Consider the following 26787-nt stretch of genomic DNA (forward strand, 5'->3'; position numbering starts at 1 on the left):
AGGGATCAGCCCCGCTGCTCCCCCGCCCACCATTCATCCGCCGTGGGCAGGGTGCCGTAGCTTTGGCGCAGCGCGTTGGACCAATGGTCCCGGACATGCTGGAAATAGCTGTCGGTTTCGGTGATGCGGCGATGGATGCGCAGCTGCAGGTCGTCGCGGTGGTAGACCGCGAGGTCGATGGGCATGCCCACCGACAGATTGCTGCGCAGGGTGCTGTCCATGGACACCAGCACCAGCTTCACCCCGTCCTGCACCGGCGTGTCGTAGGAGACGACACGGTCCAGGATGGGCTTGCCGTACTTGTGCTCCCCGATCTGCAGGTACGGCGTCTCGGGCGTGGCCTCGATGAAGTTGCCGGGGGAGTAGATCTGGAACAGGCGCATGCCGCGGCCCTTGATCTGCCCGCCCAAGAGGAAGGAGGCATCGAACCCCACGCCCTGGGCCTTCATGGCCAGGCCGTCGGTATCGTACACGGCGCGAATGGCGGCGCCCACCAGCTGGGCCGCGCGGAACATGGACGGGACGGTGGCCAGCGTTTCCGGCTCCGCGTCGCCGATGGAGACGCCTTCCTGCAAGCGGTTCACCACCGACTGGCTGATGGACAGGTTGCCCGCGGAGAGCAGGACCATGCAGCGGTCGCCCGGCGTTTCGAAGCGGTGCATCTTGCAGAAGGTGGAGATGTTATCGACACCGGCGTTGGTGCGCGTGTCCGACAGCATCACCAGCCCGGCCTTCAGGAACAGGGCGACACAATACGTCATCTCTTGGGCCTCGACATCGCGGTTGCCGGCCCTTGGGCTGGGCGGCGTTTTTCTTCAGATGAGGGACGGGCGGCCCCCCGGACAGGGGCCTATCCCGATGCCCCTCATACCCCGAAACCCCGGGCCGCGACCAGGGGGCGCGCACATTAAGTATTGGCGACGCCCCCGCCGGCGCAAGAAACGGCCGCGCCCCGACCCCTGAAAGGGGCGCGGGGCGGCGGGACGCGGCGATCAGCGGACGTTCAGGTAGAAGCCGCTGATCTCCTGGCCCAGGCGCAGCATGTCGTCGATGAACTGCGTCAGATACTCATGCAGGCCGAACTGGAAGATATCCTCCACCCGGCCATAGCGCAGGCGGGCGTGGATTTCGCCCGCCAGGCGATGGCATTCGCCCCGCTGGCCGCCGTAGCGCACGGCCATCGCCTCCAGCAGGTCCACCACATGCGCCAGGCAGGCGACCAGGGAACGGGGCATCTCCGGCTTCAGGATCAGCAGTTCCGCGATCAGCCAGGGCTTCAGCCGGTCATGGTAGACCCAATGATAGCTGCGCAGCGCCGACACGGCCCGCAGGATGCTTTGCCACTGGTAGTAATCCAGGACCCCGCCCACGCCCTCGTGGTCCGGCAGCAGGACGTGGTACTTGACGTCCAGGATGCGGGCGGTGTTATCCGCCCTCTCCAGCAGCGTGCCCAGATGGGTGAACAGGTAGCTGTCGTTGCGCAGCATGGTGTTGGCGTAGCTGCCGCAGAACAGCAGGGAGCGTTGCACCACCCAGTCCATGAGCCCGGGCAGGCTGTCCGCCGCCAGGCGATCGGCCTTCAGCGCGCGGGTCTGCTGCCACGTCTCGTTCAGCGCCTCCCATGTGTCTACGGTCAGCGCGGTGCGCACGGCGCGGCCGTTGCGGCGGGCGGTTTCGATGCAGGACACGATGCTGGACGGGTTTTCCGGGTCCAGCACCAGATAGTCCAGCACGAGCGAGGGCACGACCTCGCCATGCTTGGCGAGATAGCCGGGTTCCGTGCCCACGGCGATCAGGGTGGACCGCCATTCATTGCCGGGATTGTCCAGGGACAGCGACATGTTGGACATGCGGTTGCCCACCTGAACCAGGCGCGCGACACTGGCCGCCCGCTCCATATAGCGGGCCAGCCAGAACAGTCCGTCTGCGGTACGGCTCAGCATTTCTCGTCAGCGCTCCAGTACCCAGGTGTCTTTGGTGCCGCCGCCCTGGCTGGAATTCACCACCAGGGAGCCCTCGCGCAGGGCGACACGGGTGAGGCCGCCGGGCACCACCCGGATCTCCCGCCCGTTCAGCACGAAGGGTCGCAGGTCGACATGGCGGGGGGCGATGCCCTGCTCCACGAAGGTGGGGCAGGTGGACAGGGCCAGCGTCGGCTGGGCGATGTAGTCGGCCGGCCGCGCCTTGATGCGGTCGGCGAACACCGCCCGGTCGGCGGCGGTGGATTGCGGGCCGATCAGCATGCCGTAGCCGCCCGAGCCGCGCGTTTCCTTCACCACCAGTTCGTGCAGGTGCTCCAGCACATACTTGCGATCGTCATCGCGTTCGCAAAGGTAGGTGGGAACGTTCAGCAGGATGGGCTCTTCCCCAAGGTAGAAGCGGATCATTTCGGGGACGAAAGGATAAATCGCCTTGTCGTCGGCGATGCCGGTGCCCACCGCGTTGGCCAGGGTGACCCGGCCGGCGCGATAGGCCGCGAACAGACCGGGCACGCCCAGCGCGCTGTCGGGACGGAAGGTCAGCGGGTCCAGGTAATCATCGTCGATGCGGCGGTACAGCACGTCCACCCGCTTCGGTCCCTGGGTGGTGCGCATGTAGACGAAGCCCTCGTCCACGAACAGGTCACCGCCCTCCACCAGTTCCACGCCCATCTCATCGGCCAGGAAGGAGTGCTCGTAATAGGCGCTGTTGTAGGAACCCGGCGTCAGCACGGCCACGGTGGGCGCGTCCCGGCAGGCCGGCGGCGCCACCGACTTCAGCGTGTCCAGCAGGTCTTCCGGATAATGCGACACCGGCGCCAGCTTGTGCATGCCGCAGAGATCGGGCAGCAGGCGCAGCATGGCCTCGCGGTTCTCCAGCATGTAGGAGACGCCGGAGGGCGTGCGGCAGTTATCCTCCAGCACATAGAAATTGTCCGGGTCGAGGCGGACGATGTCGATGCCGGCGACATGGGTGTAGGCGCCCGCCGGCGGCAGGAAACCCTGCATCTCCGGCCGGAAGCTTTCATTCCCCAGCACCATGCGCTCCGGCACCTTGCCCGCCCGCAGGATGTGGCGTTCGCCATAGACGTCGGCCAGGAAGGCGTTCAGCGCCTTGACCCGCTGCTGCAACCCCAGCGACAGCCGGTCCCATTCGGCGCGTGCCAGCACCCGCGGAATGATGTCGAAGGGAATCAGCCGTTCGGGATCGCCGCCCTCGGTATACACCGCGAAGGTGATGCCCACGCGCCGGAACAATGTCTCCGCCTCGCGGCGCTTCAGTTCCAGTTTGTCGGACGGCATCTCGCGCAGCCATCGTTCGATGTCCGCATACGGGCCGCGCACCTCATCCGACATGCCCATTTCATTGAATGGACCGTCTGCTTTCGCCATAAAACCCTTCCCCATCGGTAGGCCCGACTGTGTGATTGAGCAAGAGCCACGCCAACTTGGCCTAGCCAAGGAATTGCCCAGGAAACGGGCGCGGGACCAGGGATCGCAACGCCCCGACGCCCAATCCGCAGGCAATGCCTGGCTCGTCATCGCCCATAAATTGTGCAGCAACCATATCGGACAGCCCATGGGCCGTCACTCGCGCCCCGGATGGCGGCATCTCCACGCGCACTCCCTCCTCAACGCGCGCCCGGCCGGTGGCACAAAGGCGCGCTTATCCTTGGCAGCCTTCAATCGGATAGGCCCTGCGCCAGGTCAAGCCCCTGGCGGGACAGTCAAAAGAAGTTCATTTCGCCCGCCCTGGTTTTCAAGCGGCGGATGCTATCGCTTAAGCGAGGTCGGGGCGGCCCATTTCGTCTAGAAACGCGCTAGCCGCGCGGCTTAGCCCCCGTCCCGCATGGCGGACGAGGGTGAAGGCGCGGGGCGCCAAGGCCAAGCGCACGGGGTGCAACAGCCCCACCTCGATGCTGCCGCTGGCGACGGACGCCGACAGGGCCGCCGCCCCGCCGCCCGCCTCAACCGCCGCGCGAACCGCCTCGTTGGAGGGCAGTTCCAAGGCGATGCGCAAGGCGCCGGTGTCGACGCCCAGGTCCGCCAGCGAGGCCAGGAAGGCGGAGCGCGTGCCCGACCCGGGCTCCCGCATGATCCAGGGCGTTTCATGCAGCGCCGCCGCCGGCACCGCCTCCCGGAAAGCCCAGGGATGATGGGGGGCGACCACCACGACCAACTGGTCCTGCGCCACCTGGTGGGCCGACAGGTCCGGGCTGTCCACAGCCCCCTCGACAAAGCCGAGGTCGGCGGTGCCGTCCAGCACCGCGGCGGCCACCTGGGCGGTGTTGCCGATGGCAAGATCCAGGTCCACGCCCGGATGCCGCTCGCGGAAGGCGACCAGGTGACGGGGCAGCCAATAGCTGGCGATGGTCTGGCTGGCCTGCACCCGCAATCGCCCCCGCTGCAGGCCCGACAGCTCGGCCAGCGCCCGTTCCGCCCTGTCGGCCTGCGCCAGCACGGCCTTGGCCTCCGCCAGGAACAGGCGCCCGGCCTCCGTCAGTGTGATACCGCGCCCGATGCGATGGAACAACGCCGTCTGGTAGCGATCCTCCAGCGCCGCGACCGCGGCACTGGCCGCCGACTGCGCCAGGTTCAGCGCTCGGGCCGCCTGGGTCACGTGCTGCCGTTCCGCCACGGCCACGAAGATGCGCAACTGTTCCAGCGTCAAGGATGAGGCCCCGTTGGTGAGGAAGCCGCCGGAAGCGGCGGCTTCAGCGCCACTGTAGCGCAGGCGCACCGGAGGCGGCACGATTGTCCGGAAGCGGGCAAGCTGCGGTGCCGGACACTCTTCTTCGCGAAGGTATGCAGATCGGTACGGGCGCTACGCTATGAGTCACGTCAGGTCGGGGTGACAGGGCGTGTCACGCCCACACCGTCACGATCAGCACCAGGCTGAGACCGGCGATGAACAGGCTGGCCAGGGCGCCCAGGGCCAGGGGGGCGAAGCCCTTGGCGGCCATGCGGCCGACGTGGGTGTGCAGGCCCATGGCGGCCAGGGCCAGGGTCAGCAGGCTGGTGGTGACGCCGGGGGCCCAGTCCTTCACCACGGCGGGCACGGCGTGCAGGCTGTTCAGGGCGACCAGGGCGACGAAGCCCAGGATGAACCACGGCATGGGCATGGGCTTGCCGCCCGTGCCTTCGCGGCGGCGGCGCAGGGCGCTCAGGGACAGCACCAGGGGGGCCAGCATGGCGACACGGGTCAGCTTGGCCACCGTGCCGAACTCGCCCGCCTGCTGGCCGGACTGGAAGGCGGCGGCGACCACCTGGGCGATCTCATGGATGGAGGCGCCGGCCCACAGGCCGATGGCCCGGGGCGCCAGGTGCAGGGCCGCTCCCAGGGCCGGATAGCTCAGCATGGCGATACTGCCGAAGACGGTGACGCAGGCGACGGCATAGGCCGCATCCTCATCATCCGCCTGGGTGACCGTGTTGGCCGCGACCACGGCCGAGGCGCCACAGATGGAGGTGCCGGCGGCGATCAGTTCCGCCAGGGGGGCTGGCACGCCCAGCCAGCGTCCCACCGTCTTGGTGAAGACAAAGGTCGCCACCAGGCTGAAGGCGATGATGGCCACGCCCGTGGGACCCACCGCCGCGACCTGGGCGGCCGTCAGCTGCAGGCCCAGCAGGGCCACGGCGATACGCAACAGGCGCTTCAGCACGAACGTCACGCCGGCCTGCGTCGCCCTCGGCAGGCCGACCGCGCTGCGCAGCGCCATGCCCACCACCACGGCCAGGATCATGGGGCTGAACAGCCCCAGGGCCGGCACGCGATGAAGGGCCAAGCCCGCCATCGCCGGGATGAGGCAATAGCCCAGGCCCGGTACCAGGCGGGTGGCGGAGGCCAGGGCGGGCCAGCGGGGGGCGGCGATGTCGGCGGTATGGGCCATGATGCGATGCCTTGATGAAGAAAGGGCGCGGGCCCTGTGACTGGACCCGCGCCCCCTGAACATCGCTATTTCACACAAACCATTCCAACAGATAGTTCCGCTGATATTAATCTGATTCTTAGATCATTCGGCAGCAACCTTGCGGTGGTGGTGACCCTTGGCCGCGACCTTGGACTTGCCGGCATGGCCCGCCACCTTGGCCGCCTTGCCGTGGGTATGGCCCTTGGCGGCCACATGCTTGCCGGCATGCTTGCCAGCATGGGCGGAGGCCACGCGACGGTGGGCGGCGGCATGGCCACGCCGCTGCACCGGCGCCACCGACGCATGGGCCACGCGGGCGCGGCCGGCATGGGCGACACGGCCGGTGCCGCGGGCGCGCGCCATCCGGGCCAGGGGACGGCCGGCGGCCAGCGCCACCAGCTTGGGATCGGTGTCACGGTTGGCGAAAGCGTTGTCCAGCAGGGTTTCCATCAGCTTGTCCCGAGCCTTGGCGCTGCTGCCGCCGAACACCACACCGAACAGGCGGCGCCCATCATGCACGGCCGACGACACGAGGTTGGAGCCGGAGGCGTTGGTGAAGCCCGTCTTCATGCCGTCCATGCCCGGGTAACGGTACATGAGGCGGTTATGGCCGGTGAGATGCCGGCCCTCGAAGTCGAACTCCCGCGTGGCGAAGTAGTGGTAGTCCTGGGGGAAATCGTGATGCAGGGCCATGGCCAGGCGCGACATGTCGCGCGCCGTCGTCACCTGCTCCCGATCCGGCAGGCCGGAGGCGTTGCGGAAGACGGTGTTGGTCATGCCCAGCTGACGGGCCTTGTCGGTCATCATGCGGGCGAACACCGACTCGCTGCCGCCGGCCAGCGCCTCGCCCACCACGGTGGCGCCATCGTTGGCGGAAATGACGATCATGCCCAGGACGCAATCCTTGACGCTGATGGTCTGACCCACCTCCAGCCCCAGCTTGGTCGGTTCCTTGTTGGCGGCGTTGCGCGACACCGGCAGCTCATCCTCCCAATGCAGGCGCCCCTGGTGGATGGCCTCGAAGGTCAGGTAGAGCGTCATCATCTTGGTCAGAGACGCGGGATGGTTCGGCTCATCCGGGTTGACGGCGTTCAGCACCGCCCCCGTGCCGCCATCCACCACCAGGGACGCGTAACCCGCCTGCGCCGGGTGCGGCACCGCCAACCCGGCGACAACCGCCCCGATCGTGGCGATGACAGCCCCCAGCCGGCCAAGAACACGCCGTGCCGCCCCTATCGCCCCCTCAAATGCCACCGTGCCGCTCCTCTCGCCCCTTAGGCGGACCTATGCCCCCTTAGCCCAGGGGAAAGCACGCGATCCGCTCGTCCACATCTCATCCAGATAGGGGCCGGGGCCACCCGCGGCCCCGGCTTTTCGAATACTGGCCTAGGGGTAGAAGATTCGGCGGAATCTGTCCAGGTATTGGGGAGGATAAAGATGACGCAACAAGATAAAGCGTGAATCACCGGGCATGGCGAGGCCACCGGTCCCCCACGCCCGCCATTGCGCATCCGGCCCCTTACGGCCATGGTCATGAGCAGGAGGCCCCGACCCATGGATCCGATTCCCATCCCGTCATCGTGCGACCCGTCCGGCCTCTGGCGCTATTGGCGGCCGGGAAGCGACGCCACGGTCCACCCGGCGATGGTCGAGCTGGGCACGGTGCGCGGGCGGGAGGTCGCCCTGGCCACCCATTTCCATGCGGAGGACCAGATAACCCGGGTCCATGCGGGCGTCCGCCGCTTCGTCATCGGGGGCGCGCTGGTGGAGGTCGCCGCCGGCCAGTCCCTACGCATTCCGGCCGGGACGCCGCACCGGTCGCTGCCCAGCCCCGCCGGGGTGGTCTGCACCAATTTCTACCTGATGCCGGGCAGTCCGCCGTTGGCGGAGATGCCGCCGGCCCCCTGGGAAACGATAACCCAGGCGGCCCATCGGACGGGAATGAGCCGCGAGGGGTATTCCCGCCGCTTCAAGAGGCTCCACGGCCTGCCGCCCCAGGAATTCCGCCTGCTGGAACGGCTGAACGCCGCCCGCGGCCTGCTGCGCCAGGGCGAGGCCATCGCCGCCGTGGCGGCGGAGGCGGGGTTCGCCGACCAGAGCCATCTGGGTCGCTGTTTCCGCCGGATGTTCGGCGTGACGCCAGGACGCTATCGCGCGGGCTGAGGTCACACCCGTTCTATAGGGCCACCCCCATCCCCTGCTATCGCTGCGGCATCGTCCCCGAAAGAAGGCCGCCGGCCATGCCCGCCCCCGCCATCCTGCTGTCCTGCCTGTTGGTTATCGCCGCCGGCGCCAGCCTTGCCGTGCAACAGGTGTTGAACGCCAACCTGCGGGCCGCCCTGGGATCGCCGTGGTGGGCGGGCTTCACCAGCTATCTCGTCGGCATGCTGGCCATGCTGACCGTGGCGCTGGCGGCCCCGGGTCCCCGGCCAAGCTTGGCCGCCCTGCGGGGTGCCGGCTGGCCGGCCTGGACCGGCGGGCTGTTCGGCGCCGCCTTCATCGCCACCGCCATCCTAATGATTCCCCGGCTGGGGGCGGCCACGGTGCTGGCCCTGATCGTCGTGGGGCAGATGCTGTGCGGGGTGGCTATCGATCACGTCGGCGCCCTGGGCATAACGCCGCACCCGGCCGGCCCCCTGCGCCTGCTGGGGGCCGGCCTGTTGGTGCTGGGCGTCCTGCTGGTGCGCCGATAAGGCCAGCCGTCGGCGCCGCCGATGCCGAGATATCGCAAAGCCCGATTTTACCGCCCGACCCGTCCCCCACTAGTTTAGGGGCGCCATGGTTCGGAGGCCGGCGGGAAAAGCCCACCCCGGACATGACAGGAGGATAACGGATGGGCGCCCGCGCCCGATCCCCAGGGAGGATGTTTTACCATGGCTTCCGAAAACCGGACGGCCGGCCTCGCGCAAGGGCTGGCGCTGCTGCTGCCCAGCACCATGTCGGTGATGGGTGTCGTCGTGCTGGCGCCGGTGCTGCCCCAGATGCTGGACCATTTCAAGGACATGCCCCAGGCCGACTACTGGGTGCCCATGATCCTGACCACGCCGGCGCTGTGCGTGGCCCTGTTCTCCGCCCCCGCCGGCTGGCTGGCCGACCGCTTCGGCCGGCGCGGGCCGCTGATGTTGTCCATGCTGCTGTACGCGATCTGCGGCGTCGCCCCCCTGGTGCTGGACAATTTCTGGGCCATCCTGGCCAGCCGCGTGGTGGTGGGCGTGACGGAGGCCGCCGTCATGACCCTGACCACCACCCTGATCGGCGACTATTTCAAGGGGCACCAGCGGGAGAAGTGGCTGGCGGCGCAAACCGCCGTGGCCTCCGTCGCCGCCGTGGCGCTGTTCGTCATCGGTGGCGCCCTTGGCAGCATCAGCTGGCGGGCGCCCTTCATCGTCTACGCCAGCAGCCTGCTGCTGCTGGCCGGGATCCGTTTCTTCACCTGGGAGCCGGAGGAGACGGAGGACGTCATCCTGCATCCGGAGGCGCACCGCAACGTGCCCTTCCCCTGGGCCCGCCTGGGCGGCATCTGCGCCATCACCATCTTCGCCGCCGTCCTGTTCTATACCGTGCAGGTGGACCTGTCCCTGGCGCTGACCGGCCGGGGCATCACCGACCCGGCCGCCATCGGCGGCATGACGGCGGCGGCCAGCCTGGCGGTGCCGGTCGGCACCATGGTCTTCCAGCGCCTGTCCGGCCTGCCGGTAGCCGTGCTGCTGTTGATGGCGTTCGCCCTGTGCGGCGCGGGCTTCACCGGCATGGGGCTGGTGACAGGCCATGGCTGGCTGCTGGGTTCCGTGGCCCTGGCGCAGTTCGGCTGCGGCCTGATCCTGCCGACCCTGCTGACCTGGGCCCTGCGCGGACTGGCGTTCGAAATCCGCGGCCGGGCCACGGGGCTGTGGCAGGCGTCGTTCTTCGTCGGCCAGTTCCTGAGCTCCTTCGTCGTCACCACGCTGACGCATCGCTTCGGCGACGTCTTCAGCGCCTTCCTGGGCCTGGCCATCGCCAGCGGCGTGGCGGCGGTCCTGGCGCTGGCCGGCGCGACCCTGGCCGCCGGCCGCACCCGCAAGGTGCTGACCGTCTGATCGTCGTGAAGGAAGGGGGGGCGGCCCTGCCGGTCGCCCCCTTCGGCCGCCGCTTTCTCAAACACCCAATATGTCGGCCACAGCCTCACCGATGGCCAGCGACGACGTCAGGCCGGGGCTTTCGATCCCGAACAGGGCCACCAGTCCGGGCAGGCCATGGACACCCGCCCCATCCAGGCGGAAATCGGGCTGCGCCTCGCCAGGACCATGGATCTTCGGCCGCACGCCGGCATAGTCCGGCACCAGGGCGCCATCGGGCAACCCGGGCCAGAAGCGGCGGATATAGCGGTAGAACCCATCCGCCCGGCCTGGATCGACGCTGTAGTCGGGCGCATCCACATATTCCAGGTCCGGCCCGAAGCGGCCCTGCCCGCCCAGGTCGCGGCGATAATGCACGCCCAGCGCCCCGGGAATGGGCGGTGGATAGACCAGACGCCGGAACGGCGCCCCGCCCTGAAGCGCGAAATAGCTGCCCTTGCCGTAATGTGCCTTGGGGATCAGGGTGGCGGGAAAGCCCTCGATGCTGGCGGCCACGTCCTGGGCCGAGAGACCGGGCGCCGTGACCAGCAGGCGGGTGGTGACGGCGTAGGGGTCACGCCCGCCGGTGCGCACGCTGAAGCCCCCGCCGTCCAGCGGCGTCACCCCCAGAACCGGCGTCCCGGTGACCACGGCGCCGCCCCCACCTTCGATCTCTCCCCGCAGGGCCACCATGTAGCCATGGCTGTCGAAGATGCCGCTTTCGGGGGAAAGAAGGGCGGCGACGGCGCGCAGCTCCGGTTCCAGCGCATGGACCTCCGCGGCGGACAGCCAGCGCATGCCCTCCACGTCGTTGGTCTGGGCCTGGCGCAGGATGCCCTCCAGCCGGGGCAGCTCCGCCGCCTCCGTCGCCACCACCAGCTTGCCGCACTTGTCGTAGGTGACGCCGTGGGCATCCAGGAAGGGATAGAGCAGGCGCCGCCCGGCGACGCAGAGCCGGGCCCGCAGCGAGCCCGTGGGATAATACAGGCCGCCGTGGACGACCTCCGAATTGCGGGAGGAGATGCCCTGGCCAATGGCCTCCTCCGCCTCCAGCACCGCCACGGTCAGGCCACGCGCGGCCAAGGCGCGGCCACAGGCCAGGCCAACGGCCCCCGCCCCCACCACGATCCCGTCGAAATCGGTGTCCGTCACCGCCATGCCAGGCTCCCCTTTTTCCGCGTCACGCATCAGAACCGCGTCCCGGCAAATCTGCCCGGCCGACGGGGCCGCGCGCAATGCCGCAGGAGCGGTCGGGTCTCCGGCGTCGCCAGGCCCGAACCTTTAAGATAATTGTCGGCCAACAACCCAGGGCGTATTACCTTGGGCCAGATTGGTTTACCTGCCGGAAATATCGCCGGTGGACGGGACGCGAGCGGCGCTCGCCGTGTGAGGTTGGGGGGTATGAGGTTGGAAGCATGGGGTTGAGCACGGCGCGCCACCGCGGCCATCGAGGCGGGGCATGAGCCCGGCGGAGGAAGAGCGCGCCCGCACCCTGAGCGACCTGGTGGACCGGCTGTCGCCCGAGGCCGCGCGCAAGCTGTTCGAGGAAGTCGACGCCAGTCCCGACCAGAGCCGGGCGGTGGTGCGGCGCGCCCTGATCCAGAAGCTGAACGCCCAGCGGCAGGCCCACGCGCGCCGACAGTTCACCCAGCTGTTCGAGCCCTTCCTGACCAGCGACCCGTGGCTGCTGCGGGAGGAGTTCCATTGCCCGGGCAGCATCCATCCCCTGGATGTGGGGGGACTGTGGTCGGCGTTGGCGGCCAAGCCCTTGGCGCCGCTGAGTCGCTCGGTTGATGAAACCCTGTCGGCCCTGGCCCAGGAACAGCCGCTGTTCGTGGTGCTGCGCACGCCCAAGGCCCTGGCCCTACGGGAAGAGCTGCGGGTGGCCGCCGCGGCACGCCTGAACCAGACCTTGCAGGATCGGGCGGCCACCAAGGATTTGCTGGAGGCGATGAACGCCTGGCGCCGGGCGGAGGCCACGCGCAAGGGCTTGGGCTTCGTCCCCCGGCCCCTGACGGCGGCCGATCTGTCGCTGCTGAATGTGCTGCTGGAGAATGGCAGTCATTACAGCCGCCTGGTCCTGGGCCTGAACAGCGACGACGATGGTGGCGGGGCCGAGGGCGCCGCCACCGTGCTGGCGTTCCAGCCACCATCGGTGCCACAGGCCCAGGCCGCCCAGTTGGCCTTGCTGATGCCCCTGGTGCTGCTGAACCGCCACCGCGCCTACCGGCAGATGAGCGGTTATCTGGTGCAGGGCCCCACCGACTGGCAACCCGTGCTGTTGTCGGCCCTGGTACGCCATCTGGCCCGCACCTGCCAAGTGCTGGCCGATGAGCTGGGCCAGTTGGCCGGCGCTGGCGAGGTCGCCCGCCGCCCCCTGGTGGTGGCGTCCGACCGGCGGGAGCTGCTGGAGCGCGAGCTGATCCACCTGGATGACCTGCTGACCCTGTTCGATGAATTCGACATGCTGCGGGATGGCCGGGAAGCCAGCCTGGCCCATGGCAACCTGGACACGATGATCAAGAAGGTGGAGGGCACCCTCTACCCCTATCTGTCCACCCGGGTGTCCGTCACGGCGCACGCCAAGGGCCGGGCGGCGCTGGACCATGCCGCACTGGCCTGGGCGCTGGGCTACACCATGCGGTGGCGCAACACCCTGACGCGCAGCCTGCATTGGGGCACCCGCTACAGTGATTTCCGCGACCGGCTGGTGGAGGATCTGACGGATGCCTACCGCGCGGCCTTTTCCCGCACCGAGGTGGGCGACAGCCGGGAACGGCTGGGCCAGGCGGTGCGCGCGGCGGAACTGTCGCAGGCCGTGGGTGCCGACTTGCGCGAAAGCATGACCCTGTTGGACCAGGGGCTGGTGCAAACCGCGACGGATCGCCTGCGCGACGCCACCCCCCTGACCGGCGCCGAGATCACCCTGATCAGCACCCTGCTGACGAAGGCGCAGAACGAACTGCGGCGAACCAAGCATTGGCGGGATGCCAACCTGGTGGCCTTCGTCACCCTGGCTGAGGAACGCCGGCTGGGGAACGCGGGCTGAAGGGCTGACGACGCCCTCCGTTCCCCCGGACGGGTGTCAAAGGCCCGGCGGGTGGCCCCCATGCTGGGACGCGATTTGCGCCAGCGTGCCGTCGGCGACCAGGCGGGCCAGGGCCGCCTCCAGCCGTTCCCGGACCTCCGGATCAAGGTGGGGGGAAAAGACCAGGTACTGGTCATCCACCGCCAGCGGCTGGGGCAGGATACGGACGCGGTCCTCCCACCCATTGTTCCGAAGGGTTTCCGTCAGGCCGGGGTTGCGGAAGATGTAGAAGCGGCCACGGCCGCTCATCAGCTTGCGCAGGTTGGTATCGCTGTGGGCACCCCAGGCGTCGATGTGGCGGTCGTCGATGCCGGCCTTGTGCAGACGGTCCAGAAAGGCGGAGCCGGCGTTGACCAGAACGGTGTCGTGCCCATCCACCAGGGCGGCGCGCAGTTCCGCGAAGGAGGTGATGGCGGCCGGGTCCCCGGCGCGCACCGCCAACACCGTTTCCAGCCTCAGGACGGGCTGGCGCGAATAGAGCACGCGCGTCTCGCGCGCCGCCGTCCGGTAATAGCCGCAGTCGAAATCGAGGCGCCCGGCGGCCAATTCCTGGACCGCCCGGTCGTGGGTCAGCCAGTCCGTGGACCATACCAGCCGCACGCCGGATGCCTGCCGAATCAAAGCCTGCAGGATTTCATCGCACATGCTGGGGGCCTTGGCGTCGAACGGGCCATGGCGCGGGACGTGCAATTCCTGGACGGGAACGGGTGGACCGGCGGGCGCTGGGTTCGCGCGCGCGCCGGACGCGGCGCAAAGCACCACGGCCAGCAGGAGGACAACGCAATGGCGACGCCGCAGCCGCGGTGATCCGCCTTGCCGATGTCGCCAACGCCGTTCCACACGGTCCCCCCGTCTTTTCCCAGAACCGCCACCCCCTGGGGCACTGGGCGGGGAAAAGGGTACACCTGGCGGAGCCGGCCGGTAAGCGCGCCTTAGGGTAGGATCGCCCCTCAGCCCGCGTCCCTGACGCAGCGGAACCCCACCAGCGCCGAACGGTCGCGCGACGGGGCCATCAGCAACAATTTGCCGTGCTGGTCGTTGCGATAGGCCTGGGGGAAATACCAGATGGAGCCCTGGGGCTGATACAGGCTGCCACCGCGCAGGATGGCGGCGCGGGTGTGGTCGTCCTGGTATTCGTCCGTCCATTGCCAGACGTTGCCCACCAGATCCTGCACGCCGAAGGGGCTGGCCCCCGCCGGATGGCTACCCACGGCGTCGGGCGGCCGCACCGCGCGGCCCCGTTCCGGCACCGGCGCGGCGTCATCCCGCCAGGCGTCGCCCCAAGGGTAGCGGCGGCCGTCCTGCCCTTGCGCGGCGTACTGCCATTCCCATTCATGGGGCAGACGCTTGCCCGCCCAGGCGGCGTAGGCGCGCGCATCCTCCTGCGACACCCAGGTGACGGGCCGGTCGTCCCAGCCGGCGGGATAGCTGCCGCCCGTCCAGTCCTTCAGGAAGTTGCGGTCGTCCTTGGGATGGTAGCCGCTGGCATCCAGGAAGCGCTTGAATTGCGCGTTGGTCACGGGGAAGCGGTCCATGAAAAAGCGCGGCAGCGACAGCCGATGTTCATGATAGCGCCGCGCCTCCCCCTCCCAGGGGTAGGCGACATCGACGCCGGCACTGGTCCCGCCCTCGATCTCCAAGCCCTGGACGCGGAAGGTGAAGTCGCCAGCGGGAATTTCCACCATGCCCTCGGGCGCCATGGCGGCGGGAGCGGTGGCCGGGATATCGACCAGGTGCTGAGGCAGCGGCGCCCAGGTGCGCGGCAGGCTGGCCAGATCAGTGGCCGTCATCGCCGTCATGGTCCGCATCAGGCCAAGGGTGGCGGCGTCCGGCGCGCCTGGCAGGGCCAGCACGGCGCCAAAGCCCTGGGCCTCCAACGGGAAGGATAGCAGCAGCCGATCGCCCTCCCGCCGCGGCGTCAGTTCCACGCCATGGTAAAGGTCGAAATACCGCAGCGCCGGTCCCCCCGCCGGCACGTCCAGCACTGTCTGGTCCAGGGCATGGTCATTGCGGTTGACGATGGTCCAGGCCACACGGCCGTCGGCGCCGGGCCAGCGGCTGGCGTACACGCCGGCGGCGCGGGTGGGGTAGAAGGGCTGCCAGTCCGGGCTGGACAGCAGAGGCGCCAAGCCCCGTTCCAGGGTGGCCACCCGGCGCATCGCCTCGCCATCGCGGGGGCTGATGCCGTTCCAGATGCCCCACACGTTCTCCCACGCTTCCCAGCCGACGCCGTTGAAGAAGGCGTAGTGCAGGTCGTCGGTCTTGTCCCGGGCCCAGCGGTCCGAGATGTTGACCATGTGCCGGGGCTCCAGCCATTTGTAGCGGTCGACCTTGGGCACGGGCGCGAAGGTGTACTGGCCCCAGGACATGAGGTCCCAGGCCACGGCCTCATCCGCCATCACCCCTTCTGGCTGGAAGGCCAGGGGACGGCCCGCCTTGTCCGCTGCCAGCGAAAAGGCCAGCGGCACGCCATCCTGGGTGTCGCCGTTGATACCGTCGATACCGATTTCCCGGGCCAACGCGGCGATGGCCTGCGGCCAGGGCTGGGCCGGCGCCCGCGTCCCCTGGTCCCACATCATCATGGGCAGCAGCACGCGCACGCCCCGGCGGTGAAAATCCGCCACCATGGCCTTCACCGCGGGCATCCCGCCCGGCAGGTTGGCCACCTGGTCCAGCTGGTTACGATCGTCGATCCCCATGTTGGGGTAATCGGGCCACAGCAGCACGGCGTCGATGCCGCCGAAGCGGGCCGTCAGATCATCCAGGTAGCGGTCGACGGTGTAGCGCCCGGCAACCGGATCATAGAAATAACGATCCTCCACCATCATCTGGGTCTGGACGAAGCTGGTGCGGGTCCAGGCCAGCCGGGGATCGTCATAGCGGGCGGGGTCGTAACCGATGCGGATGCGGCGTTCCTGGTGCCAGTGGCGAACATCGTCCAGCCAGGACTCGTAATCGGCCGCCGTGCAGTCCCGTGTCCCGCCCTCCCACGCTTCCCGCCAGGCAAGGCAGGCGGGACCGGTGATCATCGGCTGCTTCCAACTGCCGTACGGCACCGCCTGGGTGTCCTGCGCCCCGGCGGTGCCGGTCAACAGCGTGCCTAGAAAAGCGGCGGCCAGCAGGCGGCGCATGGGCTGTCCCCCCTAGTGCTGGGCCAGCAGGCCGTTCATCAGCAGGTCCAGGATGCCTTCCTTGTCTTCCTTCAGGCAGACCTGGGCGTTGGCGGGGCCCGCCGCCGGTGTCGTCTCGCCCTTGTCGCCCACCACCAGACGCAGCGGCGTGGTGGGGCACAGCTTGGGGTCCAGCACATAGGCCACGGGCACCAGGTCGAACAGGGTGGGGGTGATCTGGCCCCAGCCGTTCAGGTGGCGCCACTGGTGGTACATCAGGGCCAGGGCGTCGGTCATGGGCGTGCCGGCGGCGAACAGCAGGTCGCGCTTCACCTCGTCCAGTTTCAGCCGGGTGCTGTCAAGCGGCATCACCACCAGGGGCACGCCACTGGTGAACAGCTTTTTGGCCGAGGGAATGTCGGAAAAGATGTTGTACTCCGGCGTCGGGCCCTTCAGCGGGCCATAGCCGGTGTCGTCATAGCCGGCATAGACGGAGCCGCCCATCATCACCACCCGCTTCAGCTTGGCGAAGCCGGCGGGGTCACGGTCGATCAGGGCGCCCAGGGTGCTGGGCGGCGCCAGGGAAATGAGCGTCACTTGGCCGGGATGGCGGCGCGCCTGATCCAGGATGAAATCCACCGCGGATGGTGCGGGCGCGGCCGGAACCGGCTGTCCCTCCGCCCAACGCTTCTGCGTATAGGGCGTGGTGTTGGGCGTGGCAGGACCCTGCGCCACGGGAATGTCGGCCCGCTCGGCGATGCTGAGCAAGCGCTGCAGCTGGCGCACCCGCAAGCCGGTGTCGCCCCACGCCGCTGTAATCCCCAGGATGTCCAGGCGCGGATCGTTCAGCGCGGCGGCCAGGGCGAAGGCGTCATCAATGTCATCGCCGATGTCGGTGTCGATGATGACCTTCTCCGCCGCGGCGGGCGCCGCGATGCCGGGAGCGGCCGGCAGGACGGCGCAGGCGGCACCGGCGCAGAGCATCCGGAAAAGCAAGGCGATGCGAAGCATGGAGCGCGTCATGGGTCTTCCCCGACAGACGGGACGGGTCCCCGCCGCGACGGGGCACATAGGAACAAGGACCCGCCGCTGCCACGGCCGGGCCCTTGCCTGAACTGCATGTATCACGATCACCCGGCGGCGGACCCGCCGCCGCCGGGATTGCGCGACACCGTCTTAGAACGAGTACTTGGCCTGAACACCGATGATGCGGGGTTCGTTGACCATGCCCGTCAGGTTGTTGAAGTCGATGGCGCCGATGACGCGCACCTGGTCCAGCACGTTGCGGACGAAGGCGGCGACTTCATAGCCCGCATCGTTCTTGTAGCCGACGCGGATGCCACCATCCAGGAAAGCCTTTCCGGTGAACTCCTTGGCCGTGTACAGGAAGAAGTTGTCTTCACCGCGGTAGGCCCAGTCGGTGTAGAAGAACACCTCGCCATCCAGGCCCACGGGCACGCCATAGCGGAACGTGGCGTTCAGGATCCACTTGGGCGCCTCAGGCAGGGGGTTGCCGTTCAGCAGGGCGTTGCCCTGGGCGTTCAGCGCGTTCGTCACGGTGCAGCCGCCGCCGCAGGTGGCGACCGACACGTTCGGATCCTGGATTTCCGTGTGGTTGTAGCTGCCGCCGGCGGTGACCAGCATGTGCTCCACCGGCTTGGCCTCGATCTCCAGTTCCACGCCGTAGCCGATGGCATGGTCGGCGTTCAGCAGGCGGGCGGTGTTGCTGGCGCCGCCCACGGCGGTCAGCTGCATGTCGCTGGTATCGTAGTAATAGCCGGTCAGGTTCAAGCTGGCGCGCTTGTCGAACAGCGACGACTTGACGCCCGCCTCATACGAGATGGTGGTCTCGGCCTTGGCCGTCGAGGTGGCGTTGGCGAAGGTGATACGGTCCTGGATGGACGGGGCCAGGTAGCCGGTCGCCACGCGGACGAAGGCGTTGACATCGCTGTTGATGGCGTAGTCGGCCGACACGTCCCAGGAGGCGTTGCCGCCGTTGACGCTGGTGCGCAGGTAGATGGGACCCGTGTAGCCGAAGTCACGGATGGATTCGACCGACTTGTTGTCGTGCGAATAGCGCACGCCGCCGCCCAGGGTCAGGGCATCGGTGACCTTGTACTTCACCGAACCGAAGACGCCGTCGGTCTCGCTGCGGTCCTTGTGGCGGACCTGGTCGTCGATGGCGCCGGTGGCGGTGATGTAGTCGTAGTCCTTACCGGCCAGGTAGGAGTTGAAGTAGTACAGGCCGCCCTGCAGCAGCCACGGCCCCAGGTCGTTGGAGGCGAAGCGCACTTCCTGGCTCAGCTCACGCGGGGAGTTGTAGCCGCCGGTTTCCACCGAGAACGGCACGTCGGAGGGCACGCCGCCATCGATGTCGCCCCGGCTGAACACGTTGGCGCGCTCATAGCCGCTGACCGAGGTGACGGTGACGGGGCCGGCGTCGTAAACGATGTGCAGGTTGGAGCCGAAGGAGTTCAGCTTCTGCGGGTTGGCGCCATCCTGGTTGGCCTTCTCGATGTCGAAGCCCGGGACCAGGTCGTTGGTGCCCTTCTGGATGATGTTGGCGCGGAACAGGCGGGCGGAGCCGTCCAGCTGGCGGCCGTGGACGTTCAGCAGGACATCCAGGTTCTCATTCGGCGTGTATTCCAGCTGGAAACGGCCGGCCAGATCGCGGTAACCCTCGAAGTCCGTGTCGTTCTTCGTGGAGATATCCTCGTTCTGCACCCAGTCGTTACGGCGCTGCAGGTTGACCGAGGCGCGGTACTTCAGCACGTTCTTGACGATGGGGCCGCCCACGGCACCGGTGAAGTTCACCGTGTCATAGGTGCCGTAGGTCAGGTCGGCGAAACCACCGAAGGTGTCGCTGGGCTTGGCGCTGTCGATCTTGACGACACCGGCCGGGGTGTTCTTGCCGAACAGCGTGCCCTGGGGGCCGCGCAGCACTTCCACCGCACCCACGTCGAAGACCGGGAAGGCCTTCAGCATGGGGTTTTCCATGGCGACGTCGTCGTACACCACCGACACCGGCTGCGACGCGTTCGGGTCGAAGTCGGCGTTGCCCAGGCCGCGGATGTAGAAGCGCGGATAGGTACGGCCGAAGGACGACTCCGCCTGCAGGCTGGGGGTACGCGCCGCCAGGAAGCGGATGTCCATGCCGCTGGAGTTCAGCACGTCCAGCTTCTCACCGCTGATGGACGTGACGGCGATGGGCACCTCACGCTCCAGCGCCGGCCGGCGCTCGGCCGACACGATGATCTCGTCCAGCTTGTCGGAATTGTCGTCAGCTGCGGCGGCCTGCGCCACGGTGGCCAGCCCCAAGAGGCTCAATGCCGACATACCCAGCAGCGCGGACTTCAGCCCGCGGCTCTTCTCAACCCTCATCATGCTCAATCCCTTCACTTTTTCCAGGCCCTTGGCGAACCTGCTTTTGCGTTGCCCGTCGCGCCGGCCCCCGCGCCCTAAAGGCTAGGCTGTGGCCAGCCGGGGGAGGGTACATGGCAGATTTTGTTTGTGGCAGCCCCACTACTCCTGAAGGTCTTTCAAATCCAACAAGAAAGCGAAGACCAATCAGAATTTTGCGGGGATGCGCGTATTTGATGCGCGAGTGTTGCCGCAATGCGGCACCCACGCCCTTGCTTTGCCCTGCAACTAGCAAGAAAGGCGCCAGTTTCAAATTGCCGCAGATGCGCAAGGAAAATCGACTGGCAGGCAGGCACGGCAGGAAAAACGCTGCCCATGCCTTAGGCGCGGCACCCAACGTATGCGCAATTTATAGGCAGCCGACACAACCCCTGCCCACCCCGCAGCCACGCACCGGCGCTTCATCCCCCGGGCGCCCTACAATAGCCACACTATATGAGTGCAGTCGGCCACCATCCCGGCACGACGGGGCATTGGCCACTGTCGACGCCCGGCGTCCGCGTGTTTGGCCACGCGACCCGTGGCGAGGAGGCTTGAGGTTTTAAGATGGAACAGGGGGACGGGGTTATGGTACCCCCTCAGCGATAACAGTGCTCATGGTCACGCCTTCGGCTTCGGATGTTTCGGCAAGGCGTGCGGGATGCTCAAGGCGTGCCCGCCCTTTGGTCATCTTGCCCCAAGGCCGGCAGACGGACATCCCGCCGTGGCCGGGTGGCAGGAAGTCCGGTCAGCCCGTATCTGGGACCGAGAGCATGGTGAGATTAGTTTTGGAGCCGCGTTCCCCATGACAGTCGCCGGTAAGCCGCTTTCCGCCCAGGCGGGTCCCGTCCAGACCAACAGGCCCGCGACGCCCAACCGGGGACGCTTGGCCCTGCGCGACTTGGCCAATGGCATGAACCAGCATTGGCTTTGGCGCGCCATGGCCATGCAGGACATCGTCCTGCGTTATCGTGGCTCCGTGTTGGGCCCGCTGTGGCTGACGTTCAGCACCGCCATCATGATCGCGGCCATGGGCTTCGTGTATTCCCAGATCTTCCATCTGGATCCGGAACGCTATGTTCCCTTCCTGACCCTGGGCCTGCTGGTTTGGCAGTTCATTTCATCGGTAATCACGGATGGCTGCTCCGCCTTCATGTCGGTGCAGCACGCCATTCAGCAGGTTCGCCTGCCTTATACCGTGCATGTGCTGCGCAGCGTCTTCCGCAACCTGTTGATCCTGGGCCATAACGCCGTCCTGATCCCCATCGTCTTCCTGATGATGGGACACGGCATCGGCTGGGAAGCGCTGATGGTCATCCCGGGCCTGGTCCTTCTGTGCATCAACGGTTTCTGGATCAGCATCCTGCTGGGCATGCTCAGTGCCCGGTTCCGTGACGTCCCGCCAATCGTGGCGGCGCTGCTTCAGGTCATTTTCTTCGTGACGCCTGTGTTCTGGACCGTGGAAACACTGGGCAAGTATCGACATGTGGGCGACTTCAACCCCCTGTTCGCCGCCATCGACGTCGTCCGCGCACCATTGTTGGGCGAACCGTTCGCCCCTTACTCATGGCAGATCGTCGGCACCATGACCGTGGGTGGGTTGTTGGTGACCGCCGTTTTCTTCAGCCGCTTCCGGTCCCGGATCGCTTACTGGGTGTGATTTATGGCCTCCCTGCATTTGCAAGACCTCACGGTTGAATTCCCCATCTATCAGGCGAACGGTCGCTCCCTGAAGAAGGCGCTGTTTTCGGCGCCGATGGGCACCAACCTCGCTCGTGACGCCGCCAATCGTATCCTGGTCCGCGCCCTGAGCCATCTGACCCTGACGATCGACAAGGGCGACCGGGTGGGACTGATCGGCCCGAATGGGTCCGGCAAGACGACGCTGCTCAAGACTCTGGCCGGGATTTATGAGCCGACCAGCGGCGCCCTTCACACCCAGGGCCGCGTCTCCGCGCTGCTGGACGTGCAGATGGGCATGAACCCGGATGCCACCGGCCGTGAGAACATCATGCTGCGCGGCATGTACATGGGCATCCATCCCAAGGATATGCAGGTCCATGTCGAGGAGGTGGTCGAGTTCACCGAACTGGGGCCGTATATCGACATGCCGGTCCGCACCTATTCCGCCGGCATGATGTTGCGCCTGGCCTTCGCGGCGTCCACCTGCGTCGAGCCCGAAATCCTGCTGATGGATGAATGGCTGGCCGCAGGCGACAGCCATTTCCTGGCCAAAGCCCAGAAGCGCATGGAGGATTTCGTGCAGCGCTCCAGCCTGATGGTCCTGGCTTCGCATTCCCTGGAATTGCTGGAGAAGTGGTGCAACAAAGGGCTGTACTTGCGGAACGGCAACGTCATCGCTTACGGTCCCCTGGCCGAAGTGGCGGCGGTCTATCAACAGTCGTTGGCTGAGACCTGACGCCCGAGGGCGTCGGTCGCCCTGTCCACATCCCATTCGACATTCTGGAAAACGCCGCCGACCATGGTCAGAAAATACGTCTGGGCGGGCATCGCCGTCACCGTGGCCCTTATTGGGTTCAAGCTGGCCCAAGGCGGTGACGCATCGTCCTTCTTCCTGACGATCCGTGAACTGGCCAAGCCGGTGGCGGTGGTTTACCTAGCGCTGTTCGGCCAGCCCGAATTCGCCCTGGTGCTGGCGGCGGGCATGATGGTTGCCTGTTTCGCCCTTCTCGCTGGCTTCTGGGCCGGTCAGGTGCGGCGTACCTTGGAGACCCTGAAGTCGGTCACCGCGTCGGCCATGTTGATCATGGCGGAGCCCAATGACCGCCGGTCGGCGTCGATGAAGCGGCTGATGGAGTCCAGCCCGCTGCTGATGGATGAATGGCGGATGTTCGAGTCCACGCTGCTGGATGCCGGCCATGGCCCCCAGCGGCGCGCCTACTCCACCATCCGGCCCCAAGAATATTTTTCCATGGAAGCCATGGAAAGCCGCGGTCTGGATTTCCGGTTCTACGTGGCGCTGCCCAATTATTTCGTGGGCGTGGGCCTGATGTTCACCTTCCTGGGCCTAGTGGCCGGGTTGTACTTCGCCAGCAAGGGCCTGCAGATGGGCGACTTGGCGCAGGCGCGCCAGGCCCTGGGCCAACTGCTGGCCGCGTCCACCATGAAGTTCGTCAGCTCGGTAGTCGGCATCGGCGCCTCTCTGGTGACATCCGTCGTCGTCCGGCACTGGCAGCGCAAAGTGCAGGCGGCACTGGATGATCTGTGCCGTGCCGTCGAGCTGTGTTTCCCCTTGATCTCCGCCCACCGGCTGTTGGGCAACTGGGCGCAGGACGGGAGCGACGCGTCGGCGACCGCCCCCCAAGCCAACCCTCTGCCGGATACGGCGGCGGGGCAGGCGTCCTAGGTAAGGCGGGAACGCGGCCATGCGACGGGGAACCAGGGCACACGGGGACGACCAGGAGAGCTATTTCGCCTCCATGTCCGACCTGATGGCCGGCATCGTCTTCATCTTCCTGATCATGCTGATGGCCTTATCGATGTACAACATCGATGAAACGCCCCAGTCAAAGGATGAACAGTCTGAAAAGGCCTATCAGGAAACCATCGCCAAGCTGATGGAAGAGCGCGCGCGCATGATCGAGGCGCTGCTCAAGGATTTGCAGGCCCAGCGGATCGAGGCGTCGGCGGATGCCGCCAATGGCACCCTGACGCTGCCGGCCGCCCAGTTTTTCGCGTCCGACGCCACGGCGCTGAAGCCCGAGGGCCGTGAGAGAATGGCCATAGCGGCGACGATTCTGGCCCGCTATCTGACGTGCAAGGCCGATACGCCCGACGTGCCCGCCGGTGCATGCCCGACCATCGCCCCGGTTGAGCGTGTGGACGCCGCGGTCATCAAGGCCACGCCTCCGGCCAACGGCCTGGCCCCGCAAACCGTCGCCCGCATCCAGGCGCTGGAGGCGAGCGCCGCGCTGACCTCTGCCCAGCCGACACTATATGAGTTGGTGGGACGCGCCGGCCTGCCGGTGCTGACCGTGCATGGCCAAGCCACGGAGCAGCCAGCACCGTCCTCCAACGTGCCTGCGAACCAACATCACCACCGGCCCGCCCCCCCACCCGCTGCGGTTCCGCGGGACGCGGACAGAATGACCCTGAGTTTCACCATGGCGGTGCCACCGCGTAGCTAGGGCGTCGCGGCGGAAACCGATCGGGATGAACTTTCAACGAGATCGAGACAGGTCCCCCAATGCTGCCGACTGTCGCCTTGACCCGCTATGCCTTGGAGCGTTTGCTGCCCTTGTGTCGCGATAGGTTCGCCGACGCGGGCCAGGGCGGTTTCCATGAGCGCCTGGACGCGGCGGAACAGCCCTTGCCCATGGGCTACAAGCGGTCCATGGTGCAGGCACGGCAGTTGTACGTCCTGGCCCATGCGGCCCTGGCCGGCGAGCGGAGCGGCCAAACGGCTGCCGAGCGCGGATACGACTTCCTGGTTCGCCATTTCTGGGACGCGCGTCATGGCGGCTGGTTCTTCAAGGCGCAGCCAGATGGCCAGCCCCTGGACGGGTCTAAGGACTTTTACGGCCACGCTTTTGTCCTGTTCGGGCTCGCTTATGCGCACGCGGCCTTCGCGGCACCGAAGGCCATATCGCTGGCGCAGGAAACCTGGGGCCTGATGCGGGACCGGCTGGCGATGCCAGCCTTGGCAGATGGTGGATGGGGCGGCCTTGCGGAAGGGGCAGCCGCCGATTGGGCATTGAACGGCGCCCTGCGGCGGCAAAACCCACACATGCACCTGCTGGAAGCGCTGCTGGCCTTGCACGAGTTCACCGGCGACGAGACCTGGCTGACCGAAGCCGGCATCGTGGTCGGTCTGTTCCGTAGCCGTTTTTATGACGCGACGACCCGCACCCTGGGTGAATTCTTCACCCAGGACTGGCGCCCTGATCCCGCCACCGGCCACATCGTGGAGCCCGGGCATCATTTCGAATGGGCCTGGCTGCTGGACCGCTATGTGCGGCAGGGCGGCGACGCCACGGTGCTGCGGCTGGCTGACGCCTTGTTCGACAAGGCCGTCGCCCATGGCTTCCTGGCCGACGGTGGAATCATGGACCAGATGGATCCGCAGGGGGCGCCTCTGCTGCGGACCCGTCGGATCTGGCCGGTCGCCGAGGCGATCAAGGCCGCGCTGGCGCAAGCTCGGCGACACAGCGGAACGCCTGCCGGCGACGACGCCGCCGCCCTGGCGGAGCGTCTGGCCGGCCATCTGAATGCCGTTTTCCTGGATCCCGCGAACGGGCGCTGGATCGAAACCCAGGATGAAACCGGCGCACCGACCATGCGCGACCTACCCGGCAGTACACCCTATCACTTGTTCCTGGCGGCAATGGAAGCTGCAGGCGGCGTAGCCGGCCGTCTGCCCAGCAGCGGAGACCTCAGCATAATACGTCCTTGAGCAACGCGTCCTTGTTGCGAGTGGCCGCCCAATTGTCGAAATTCTTAAGGTCGGCAATGGTATCGGCCAAAGTCTTCTGCGGCCGATTCAGTTGGTCCACCAGCCGCCACGCGGTTTCCAGGGGCAGGGTCTTGTCGGTTGCGGCATCCGAACCCGCCGTGCGCGCCACCACCTGGTCACGGGCGTAGGCGAGCATGCCTTCGGCGACGGCCGCCGCAGCCGCGGACAGTTCCCCCTTGGTGTCGAAGCGCCCGTCCTCCAGCCAACGGACACCAGCAGGATCCGGCTCCAGCCCGATGATGGAATTATGCGGGGCGGTGAAGAACAGTTCGATCAGCACCCGGTTATCGTAAAGGCGCCGCACCACGCTGTCGGCAACGCTGTCTGTGGAAAACAGCCCCCTCATGGCATGCCGCTGTCGGCGTCGCGCGCTGTCCGCGCTATTAGCGAGGCAAAAATAATACCCCTGGACGTTCAGATCGACCATGGGCTGGATCGCCGTCTCGAACGCCTCCTGCGTGGTGCCGTGCCACCCCACATCAACGAGCGCGACGCGGGTACCCCGCCGGAACCCCAGTTCCTTCATATAGTTGAACAGGCCGCGCCGGTTGCGCCGACAAATCGCCAGAATCTCAAAGCGGTATTCGTGCAGGAAGGCATGCATGCGGGCATGCAGGGCCGGCGACAAGAGGACATCGTCACCCAGCCCGTACTGCCGCATCACCTCTGGCGCCGGCGCCGGCACACCGATGCGCTCGAGCACCTCGTAGGGCGACAAGCCATCGGATCCGGATAGGAAGAAGGGAAGATAAGTCGTGAAATTCTGGTCGGTGATGGCGGCCAAGGTATAGGTGGTGCGGGAACCACCAAAATAGCTGCACTGCGGCAGGTCCCAGGCCCCCGGGTTTTCGCGAACGATACGGTCCATGACATAGCCGTCACGGGCCAGGAACAACACATGGTCGATGCCGTCCTGGCGTACCTGTCTTTCCATCCAGTCCAGGAACGCCACGGCGCACGGCCCGCCCAGGCTATACCCCAGTCCCCGCAATCCCGTCGGCACCTCACTGCTGTCGGCCCGGACAGCCGCAGCCGCCACCGTTTCCCGCTGGTAGAGGAAGGTGGCCAGGCCCTTGGCACCGGCCTGTTCAATGTCGCCGCGAGGATTATCGCCAATGTGCAGAAGCCGGGCGCGAGGCACCTGAAGATAGTCGGCCACCAAGTCGAAAAGATCGCCGAAGTCGCGCTTGGTCGCATCACAGGTGCTGGAGATGAAGAGCGGCACGGACGGGACGCCGTAACGCTCCAGCGCCTCGCGGAAAAAGGGCTCCGTCAAATACATGTCGGAGGTGATGACCACGGGCTTACCCTGGTCCAGCGCATGGTGGAGTGCCGCCAATACCGTGGGGTCGGGGCGAATGACGTCCAGCTCAAGCGCGTACTCCGCCGCCTGCAGCGACCGCACAAGGGCCTGGTCCAGGGGCAGGCATTCGTAGATGCCGGCCAGTGAAATCTCCTTGCGCCCCGCTTTCAGCATGCGGGCGAACGCCTCGGTCTGGGCGGCCTTCCGCTGGGCCCGGAAATCAGACAGGCCGAAGCGACGACCAATGATGTCGAACACATCTTCCGGAGTGTCGACGACGCGGTAGAACAGCGTATCAAAGAAATCGAAGGAGACGGCGTCGGCGGCCGCCACGGCCTGACGCAACGCCAGGGCCACGCCTTCATCCCGGTCCCGCACGCCATCGGCCGGGACCATAGTGGCGGCAGCCGCAGCGGTAGCCTGCATCACA

Annotated in this window: 21 protein-coding genes; 9 read left to right on the plus strand and 12 right to left on the minus strand. The window is 67.2% G+C overall.

The genetic code is table 11. The annotated features are described in order from the left end of the window. Positions 1-5: 5 nt before the first annotated feature. The 6 genes from FBZ90_RS24690 to FBZ90_RS24715 all read right to left on the minus strand — a co-directional run bounded on the left by FBZ90_RS24690 (position 6) and on the right by FBZ90_RS24715 (position 7144). Entirely contained in the window at positions 6-761 is a 756-nt protein-coding gene (locus FBZ90_RS24690) for a proteasome-type protease (protein ID WP_145735866.1), read from the minus strand. A gap of 231 nt (positions 762-992) precedes the next feature. Further along, positions 993-1943: an alpha-E domain-containing protein gene (locus tag FBZ90_RS24695; protein ID WP_145735868.1), complete on the minus strand. Its 951-nt coding sequence runs from the start codon at positions 1941-1943 to the stop codon at positions 993-995. Between the two features lie 6 nt (positions 1944-1949). Continuing rightward, a complete protein-coding gene (locus FBZ90_RS24700; RefSeq protein WP_145735933.1) occupies positions 1950-3341 on the minus strand; it encodes a circularly permuted type 2 ATP-grasp protein in 1392 nt (463 codons plus the stop codon). A 418-nt stretch (positions 3342-3759) separates the two neighbouring features. Then, positions 3760-4731 (minus strand): LysR family transcriptional regulator, encoded by a 972-nt coding sequence (locus FBZ90_RS24705; protein ID WP_338121759.1) that lies wholly within the window; start codon positions 4729-4731, stop codon positions 3760-3762. A 112-nt stretch (positions 4732-4843) separates the two neighbouring features. Continuing rightward, positions 4844-5869: a YeiH family protein gene (locus FBZ90_RS24710; RefSeq protein WP_145735870.1), complete on the minus strand. Its 1026-nt coding sequence runs from the start codon at positions 5867-5869 to the stop codon at positions 4844-4846. Positions 5870-5992: 123 nt separating this feature from the next. Then, positions 5993-7144, minus strand: a complete 1152-nt coding sequence (locus tag FBZ90_RS24715) for a D-alanyl-D-alanine carboxypeptidase family protein (RefSeq protein ID WP_211102304.1) — start codon at positions 7142-7144, stop codon at positions 5993-5995. A 300-nt stretch (positions 7145-7444) separates the two neighbouring features. Between FBZ90_RS24715 and FBZ90_RS24720 the strand changes: the two genes are divergently transcribed. From FBZ90_RS24720 to FBZ90_RS24730, 3 genes are all read left to right on the plus strand, one after another. Beyond that, positions 7445-8053 carry an AraC family transcriptional regulator gene (locus tag FBZ90_RS24720; RefSeq protein ID WP_186456027.1) on the plus strand — a complete coding sequence of 203 codons (609 nt, stop codon included), beginning with the start codon at positions 7445-7447 and terminating at the stop codon, positions 8051-8053. 77 nt (positions 8054-8130) lie between these two features. Beyond that, positions 8131-8583 carry a DMT family transporter gene (locus FBZ90_RS24725; RefSeq protein ID WP_145735874.1) on the plus strand — a complete coding sequence of 151 codons (453 nt, stop codon included), beginning with the start codon at positions 8131-8133 and terminating at the stop codon, positions 8581-8583. 180 nt (positions 8584-8763) lie between these two features. Then, complete coding sequence (locus FBZ90_RS24730) at positions 8764-9966, plus strand: MFS transporter (protein WP_145735876.1); 1203 nt, start codon at positions 8764-8766, stop codon at positions 9964-9966. Between the two features lie 57 nt (positions 9967-10023). Here the strand turns inward: FBZ90_RS24730 and FBZ90_RS24735 are convergent, their stop codons facing one another. Continuing rightward, on the minus strand, positions 10024-11172 hold the full coding sequence (locus FBZ90_RS24735; protein WP_246130857.1) for an NAD(P)/FAD-dependent oxidoreductase: 1149 nt from the start codon (positions 11170-11172) through the stop codon (positions 10024-10026). 271 nt (positions 11173-11443) lie between these two features. Between FBZ90_RS24735 and FBZ90_RS24740 the strand changes: the two genes are divergently transcribed. Next, positions 11444-13033, plus strand: a complete 1590-nt coding sequence (locus tag FBZ90_RS24740) for a hypothetical protein (RefSeq protein WP_145735877.1) — start codon at positions 11444-11446, stop codon at positions 13031-13033. A gap of 36 nt (positions 13034-13069) precedes the next feature. Here the strand turns inward: FBZ90_RS24740 and FBZ90_RS24745 are convergent, their stop codons facing one another. The 4 genes from FBZ90_RS24745 to FBZ90_RS24760 all read right to left on the minus strand — a co-directional run bounded on the left by FBZ90_RS24745 (position 13070) and on the right by FBZ90_RS24760 (position 19566). Then, on the minus strand, positions 13070-13717 hold the full coding sequence (locus FBZ90_RS24745) for a substrate-binding periplasmic protein (protein ID WP_145735879.1): 648 nt from the start codon (positions 13715-13717) through the stop codon (positions 13070-13072). A 305-nt stretch (positions 13718-14022) separates the two neighbouring features. Next, the gene (locus FBZ90_RS24750; RefSeq protein ID WP_145735881.1) at positions 14023-16203 is read right to left on the minus strand and encodes a formylglycine-generating enzyme family protein; all 2181 of its coding nucleotides are present in this window, start codon (positions 16201-16203) and stop codon (positions 14023-14025) included. Positions 16204-16215: 12 nt separating this feature from the next. Next, the gene (locus FBZ90_RS24755) at positions 16216-17205 is read right to left on the minus strand and encodes a nucleoside hydrolase (RefSeq protein ID WP_145735882.1); all 990 of its coding nucleotides are present in this window, start codon (positions 17203-17205) and stop codon (positions 16216-16218) included. A gap of 153 nt (positions 17206-17358) precedes the next feature. Further along, positions 17359-19566 (minus strand): TonB-dependent receptor, encoded by a 2208-nt coding sequence (locus FBZ90_RS24760; RefSeq protein ID WP_145735884.1) that lies wholly within the window; start codon positions 19564-19566, stop codon positions 17359-17361. Between the two features lie 820 nt (positions 19567-20386). Between FBZ90_RS24760 and FBZ90_RS24765 the strand changes: the two genes are divergently transcribed. The 5 genes from FBZ90_RS24765 (at position 20387) to FBZ90_RS24785 (ending at position 24994) form a co-directional block, all read left to right on the plus strand. Next, the gene (locus FBZ90_RS24765; protein ID WP_186456028.1) at positions 20387-21241 is read left to right on the plus strand and encodes an ABC transporter permease; all 855 of its coding nucleotides are present in this window, start codon (positions 20387-20389) and stop codon (positions 21239-21241) included. A 3-nt stretch (positions 21242-21244) separates the two neighbouring features. Continuing rightward, positions 21245-22000, plus strand: coding sequence for an ABC transporter ATP-binding protein (locus FBZ90_RS24770; protein ID WP_145735888.1), 756 nt, complete (start codon positions 21245-21247; stop codon positions 21998-22000). Positions 22001-22063: 63 nt separating this feature from the next. Then, positions 22064-22948 (plus strand): hypothetical protein, encoded by an 885-nt coding sequence (locus FBZ90_RS24775; RefSeq protein WP_145735889.1) that lies wholly within the window; start codon positions 22064-22066, stop codon positions 22946-22948. A 19-nt stretch (positions 22949-22967) separates the two neighbouring features. After that, a complete protein-coding gene (locus tag FBZ90_RS24780; RefSeq protein ID WP_145735891.1) occupies positions 22968-23729 on the plus strand; it encodes a hypothetical protein in 762 nt (253 codons plus the stop codon). A 59-nt stretch (positions 23730-23788) separates the two neighbouring features. Beyond that, the gene (locus tag FBZ90_RS24785; protein ID WP_145735893.1) at positions 23789-24994 is read left to right on the plus strand and encodes an AGE family epimerase/isomerase; all 1206 of its coding nucleotides are present in this window, start codon (positions 23789-23791) and stop codon (positions 24992-24994) included. On the opposite strand, the gene FBZ90_RS24790 is transcribed toward FBZ90_RS24785, so the two are convergent. Next, on the minus strand, positions 24975-26783 hold the full coding sequence (locus FBZ90_RS24790) for an HAD family hydrolase (protein ID WP_145735895.1): 1809 nt from the start codon (positions 26781-26783) through the stop codon (positions 24975-24977). The two genes, FBZ90_RS24785 and FBZ90_RS24790, sit on opposite strands and share 20 nt — an antisense overlap. Positions 26784-26787 lie beyond the last annotated feature (4 nt).

It is taken from the genome of Nitrospirillum pindoramense, assembly GCF_007827955.1.
GTDB lineage: Bacteria > Pseudomonadota > Alphaproteobacteria > Azospirillales > Azospirillaceae > Nitrospirillum > Nitrospirillum amazonense_B.